This is a genomic window from Leucobacter sp. MMO-125 (assembly GCF_037148395.1).
Classification (GTDB): domain Bacteria; phylum Actinomycetota; class Actinomycetes; order Actinomycetales; family Microbacteriaceae; genus Leucobacter.
Genome location: NZ_JBBCTL010000006.1, coordinates 1 through 5,673 on the forward strand (window position 1 = coordinate 1; position 5,673 = coordinate 5,673).

At 54.9% G+C, this 5,673-nt stretch carries 3 rRNA genes; all 3 read left to right on the plus strand.

Features of this window, described 5'->3' with window-relative positions:
* Window positions 1-232 precede the first annotated feature (232 nt).
* The 3 genes from WFI54_RS12685 (at window position 233) to rrf (ending at window position 5,600) form a co-directional block, all read left to right on the plus strand.
* Window positions 233-1,759, plus strand: a 16S ribosomal RNA gene (locus WFI54_RS12685).
* Between the two features lie 475 nt (window positions 1,760-2,234).
* Window positions 2,235-5,337, plus strand: a 23S ribosomal RNA gene (locus WFI54_RS12690).
* Window positions 5,338-5,483: 146 nt separating this feature from the next.
* Window positions 5,484-5,600 (plus strand): 5S ribosomal RNA (rrf, locus tag WFI54_RS12695).
* Together the 16S, 23S and 5S rRNA genes form the textbook arrangement of a ribosomal RNA operon.
* The last annotated feature ends 73 nt before the right edge of the window (window positions 5,601-5,673 follow it).

Consider the following 5,673-nt stretch of genomic DNA (forward strand, 5'->3'; position numbering starts at 1 on the left):
TAGACAGGTTGCTGTTCGGAAGGCTTTGGCTGGTACGGGTGGTGTCTGGTCTTTGAGAACTCAATAGTGTGCACTTGATTGTCATATGCCAATTATTTATCCCCGGCATCGACTGTTTTGGTTGGTGTTGGAGATTCCTTTTTTGGATAACGAGATTGTCAGTAATGATGGTCTGTTGTCAGGTCAAACTCGCAGCTGGTCGCCTTATTCCGGTGTCTGGTTGCACATGTTTTTTACGGAGAGTTTGATCCTGGCTCAGGACGAACGCTGGCGGCGTGCTTAACACATGCAAGTCGAACGCTGAAGCCCGAGCTTGCTCGGGTGGATGAGTGGCGAACGGGTGAGTAACACGTGAGTAACCTGCCCATGTCTCTGGGATAAGCGCTGGAAACGGCGTCTAATACTGGATACGAGCATCCACCGCATGGTGAGGTGTTGGAAAGATTTATCGGACATGGATGGACTCGCGGCCTATCAGCTAGATGGTGAGGTAATGGCTCACCATGGCGACGACGGGTAGCCGGCCTGAGAGGGTGACCGGCCACACTGGGACTGAGACACGGCCCAGACTCCTACGGGAGGCAGCAGTGGGGAATATTGCACAATGGGCGCAAGCCTGATGCAGCAACGCCGCGTGAGGGATGACGGCCTTCGGGTTGTAAACCTCTTTTGTCAGGGAAGAAGCGAAAGTGACGGTACCTGGAGAAAAAGCACCGGCTAACTACGTGCCAGCAGCCGCGGTAATACGTAGGGTGCAAGCGTTGTCCGGAATTATTGGGCGTAAAGAGCTCGTAGGCGGCTTGTCGCGTCTGCTGTGAAAACCCGAGGCTCAACCTCGGGCCTGCAGTGGGTACGGGCAGGCTAGAGTGCGGTAGGGGAGATTGGAATTCCTGGTGTAGCGGTGGAATGCGCAGATATCAGGAGGAACACCGATGGCGAAGGCAGATCTCTGGGCCGCTACTGACGCTGAGGAGCGAAAGCATGGGGAGCGAACAGGATTAGATACCCTGGTAGTCCATGCCGTAAACGTTGGGAACTAGATGTAGGGCCTGTTCCACGGGTTCTGTGTCGTAGCTAACGCATTAAGTTCCCCGCCTGGGGAGTACGGCCGCAAGGCTAAAACTCAAAGGAATTGACGGGGGCCCGCACAAGCGGCGGAGCATGCGGATTAATTCGATGCAACGCGAAGAACCTTACCAAGGCTTGACATATACGAGAACACTGCAGAGATGCAGGACTCTTTGGACACTCGTATACAGGTGGTGCATGGTTGTCGTCAGCTCGTGTCGTGAGATGTTCGGTTAAGTCCGGCAACGAGCGCAACCCTCGTCCTATGTTGCCAGCACGTTATGGTGGGAACTCATGGGATACTGCCGTGGTCAACACGGAGGAAGGTGGGGATGACGTCAAATCATCATGCCCCTTATGTCTTGGGCTTCACGCATGCTACAATGGCCGATACAAAGGGCTGCGATACCGCGAGGTGGAGCGAATCCCAAAAAGTCGGTCTCAGTTCGGATTGGGGTCTGCAACTCGACCCCATGAAGTCGGAGTCGCTAGTAATCGCAGATCAGCAACGCTGCGGTGAATACGTTCCCGGGCCTTGTACACACCGCCCGTCAAGTCATGAAAGTCGGTAACACCCGAAGCCGGTGGCCTAACCCCTTGTGGGAGGGAGCTGTCGAAGGTGGGACTGGTGATTAGGACTAAGTCGTAACAAGGTAGCCGTACCGGAAGGTGCGGCTGGATCACCTCCTTTCTAAGGAGCACTCGACAGCTAAGCTGTCGCAGAATGGCTCGAACAACGGCGAATGTTCGTTGCGAGTCGCTCATGGGTGGAACATATGACAAGCAAGCTTGTTTGCTCGCTGGTGCTAGTACGCATCGTCTTCTTCGGGGGATGGTGTTGGAACGTGCGGGTGTGTGAGCGGGGTTGCGGCAGGTGCATACTATTGGGTCCTGGAAGACCAGCCGATTCGCCCCGTTTGGGGTGGGTGGACTGGGATTCTTCCGGCCCGCGGTCACGGAACGTGTTGTTCGTGATGGTGGGATCGGCCGTACGTTGAGAACTACACAGTGGACGCGAGCATCTAGCCAACGTCAAATCATGATCTGCTTCTTTGTGGGGTGGGTTGTGAGATGGGGTTGGTTGATACTTTAATTTCATTGGTCGCACACCGGCCATGGGCTTTCGGGTTTGTGGTGGGTGTGTGTTTCGATAAATGCTTATGTGATTTCAAGTTTCTAAGAGCAAACGGTGGATGCCTTGGCATCTGGAGCCGAAGAAGGACGTAGTAATCTGCGATAAGCCTCGGGGAGCCGATAAACGGGCTGTGATTCGAGGATTTCCGAATGGGGAAACCCCGCCAGGGCGCGTGCGTACCTGGTGACTCCCGCCTGAATATATAGGGCGGGTAGAGGGAACGTGGGGAAGTGAAACATCTCAGTACCCACAGGAAGAGAAAACAACATGTGATTCCGGTAGTAGTGGCGAGCGAACCCGGATGAGGCTAAACCGGTCGTGTGTGATACCTGGCAGGGGTTGCACGATCGGGGTTGCGGGACATACCGTGAGGCGCTGCTGAGCCTCGAACGTGAATGTGTAGCTATAGGAGAACCGCTTGGAACGGCGGGCCGGAGTGGGTGAGAGCCCCGTATCCGAAATGGTGGCACTGCGTGGTGTGTATCCCAAGTAGCACGGGGCCCGAGAAATCCCGTGTGAATCTGTCAGGACCACCTGATAAGCCTAAATACTCCCAGATGACCGATAGCGGACTAGTACCGTGAGGGAAAGGTGAAAAGTACCCCGGGAGGGGAGTGAAAGAGTACCTGAAACCGTTTGCTTACAATCCGTCGGAGCACCCTTGTAGGTGTGACGGCGTGCCTTTTGAAGAATGAGCCTGCGAGTTAGCGATATGTGGCGAGGTTAACCCGTGAGGGGTAGCCGTAGCGAAAGCGAGTCTGAATAGGGCGATTCAGTCGCATGTCCTAGACCCGAAGCGAAGTGATCTATCCATGGCCAGGCTGAAGCGCGTGTAAGAGCGCGTGGAGGGCCGAACCCACTTAGGTTGAAAACTGAGGGGATGAGCTGTGGATAGGGGTGAAAGGCCAATCAAACTTCGTGATAGCTGGTTCTCTCCGAAATGCATTTAGGTGCAGCGTTGCGTGTTTCTTGCCGGAGGTAGAGCTACTGGATGGCCGATGGGCCCTACAAGGTTACTGACGTCAGCTAAACTCCGAATGCCGGTAAGTGAGAGCGCAGCAGTGAGACTGTGGGGGATAAGCTTCATAGTCGAGAGGGAAACAACCCAGATCGCCAACTAAGGTCCCAAAGCGTGTGCTAAGTGGAAAAGGATGTGGAGTTGCTGTGACAACCAGGAGGTTGGCTTAGAAGCAGCCACCCTTGAAAGAGTGCGTAATAGCTCACTGGTCAAGTGATTCCGCGCCGACAATGTAACGGGGCTCAAGCACACCACCGAAGTTGCGGCATTCAGCGTATAGACAAGCCTTCGTGGTTCAGTTCGTTGGATGGGTAGGAGAGCGTCGTGTGGCGAGTGAAGCGGCGGAGTGATCCAGTCGTGGATGCCACACGAGTGAGAATGCAGGCATGAGTAGCGAAAGACGGGTGAGAAACCCGTCCTCCGGAAGACCAAGGGTTCCAGGGTCAAGCTAATCTTCCCTGGGTAAGTCGGGACCTAAGGCGAGGCCGACAGGCGTAGTCGATGGACAACGGGTTGATATTCCCGTACCGGCGGTAAACCGTCAAAGACCTAACCAGTAGTGCTAAACAAACCAAAGCCTTGATGGATCCTTCGGGTGATGTTGGGGTGGCGGCTGTGAACCCGAACTGGGGTGGTGAGCGTGAGGTGTGACGCAGGAAGGTAGCCAGTGCCGGGCGATGGTTGTCCCGGTGTAAGCGTGTAGCCCGAATCGGTTTAAGAGATCGGTTCTTTGGGTGAGACGTGATGCGGACCCGTATGGGGAAGCTGGTGATCCTATGCTGCCAAGAAAAGCATCGACGCGAGGTTTGCTGTTGCCCGTACCCCAAACCGACTCAGGTGGTCAGGTAGAGAATACTCAGGAGATCGAGATAATCATGGTGAAGGAACTCGGCAAAATGCCCCCGTAACTTCGGGAGAAGGGGGGCCATCCACTTATACCAACTTGCTTGGGAAAGGGTGTGGTGGCCGCAGAGACCAGTGGGAAGCGACTGTTTACTAAAAACACAGGTCCGTGCCAACACGCAAGTGGACGTATACGGACTGACGCCTGCCCGGTGCTGGAAGGTTAAGAGGAGAGGTTAGGGTTCGCCCGAAGCTTTGAATTTAAGCCCCAGTAAACGGCGGTGGTAACTATAACCATCCTAAGGTAGCGAAATTCCTTGTCGGGTAAGTTCCGACCTGCACGAATGGCGTAACGACTTCCCAGCTGTCTCCACCGTGAACTCGGCGAAATTGCAGTACGAGTAAAGATGCTCGTTACGCGCAGAAGGACGGAAAGACCCCGTGACCTTTACTACAGCTTGGTATTGGTGTTCGGTGTGGCTTGTGTAGGATAGGTGGGAGACTTTGAAGCGGTGACGCTAGTTATCGTGGAGTCGTTGTTGAAATACCACTCTGGTCATATTGGATATCTAACTACGGACCCTGATCGGGTTCTGGGACAGTGCCTGGTGGGTAGTTTAACTGGGGCGGTTGCCTCCCAAAAAGTAACGGAGGCGCCCAAAGGTTCCCTCAACCTGGTTGGCAATCAGGTGGCGAGTGTAAGTGCACAAGGGAGCTTGACTGTGAGACTGACAGGTCGAGCAGGGACGAAAGTCGGGACTAGTGATCCGGCAGTGGCTTGTGGAAGCGCTGTCGCTCAACGGATAAAAGGTACCTCGGGGATAACAGGCTGATCTTGCCCAAGAGTCCATATCGACGGCATGGTTTGGCACCTCGATGTCGGCTCGTCGCATCCTGGGGCTGGAGTTGGTCCCAAGGGTTGGGCTGTTCGCCCATTAAAGCGGTACGCGAGCTGGGTTTAGAACGTCGTGAGACAGTTCGGTCCCTATCCTCTGCGCGCGTTTGAGATTTGAGAGGATCTGACCCTAGTACGAGAGGACCGGGTTGGACGGACCTCTGGTGTGCCAGTTGTTCTGCCAAGGGCATGGCTGGTTGGCTACGTTCGGGATGGATAACCGCTGAAAGCATCTAAGCGGGAAGCCGGCCTCAAGATGAGATCTCAGTGAACTTCGGTTCGAGAGGCTCCCAGTAGATGACTGGGTTGATAGGCCAGATGTGGAAGCACGGCAACGTGTGGAGCTGACTGGTACTAATAAGCCGATGACTTGATAACACCCCACAACACCACCCCTTCGGGATGGTGTGAGTGGAAGTAAGCAATTAACGTAACGATGTATCGCGTCCACTTTGTGGTTCCCAACAGACGGCCCACAACCCACACCCCCACGGGGATGGTTTGTGTCAACATGTTGATAGAGTTACGGCGGCCATAGCGTCAGGGAAACGCCCGGTCACATTCCGAACCCGGAAGCTAAGACTGACAGCGCCGATGGTACTGCGAGGGGGACCTCGTGGGAGAGTAGGACACCGCCGGACACCTTTTACAGAGGGTCGTACCGTGAACACCACAGAAGGTGCTCACCGTGCGACCCTCTACCCATTTAAAGAC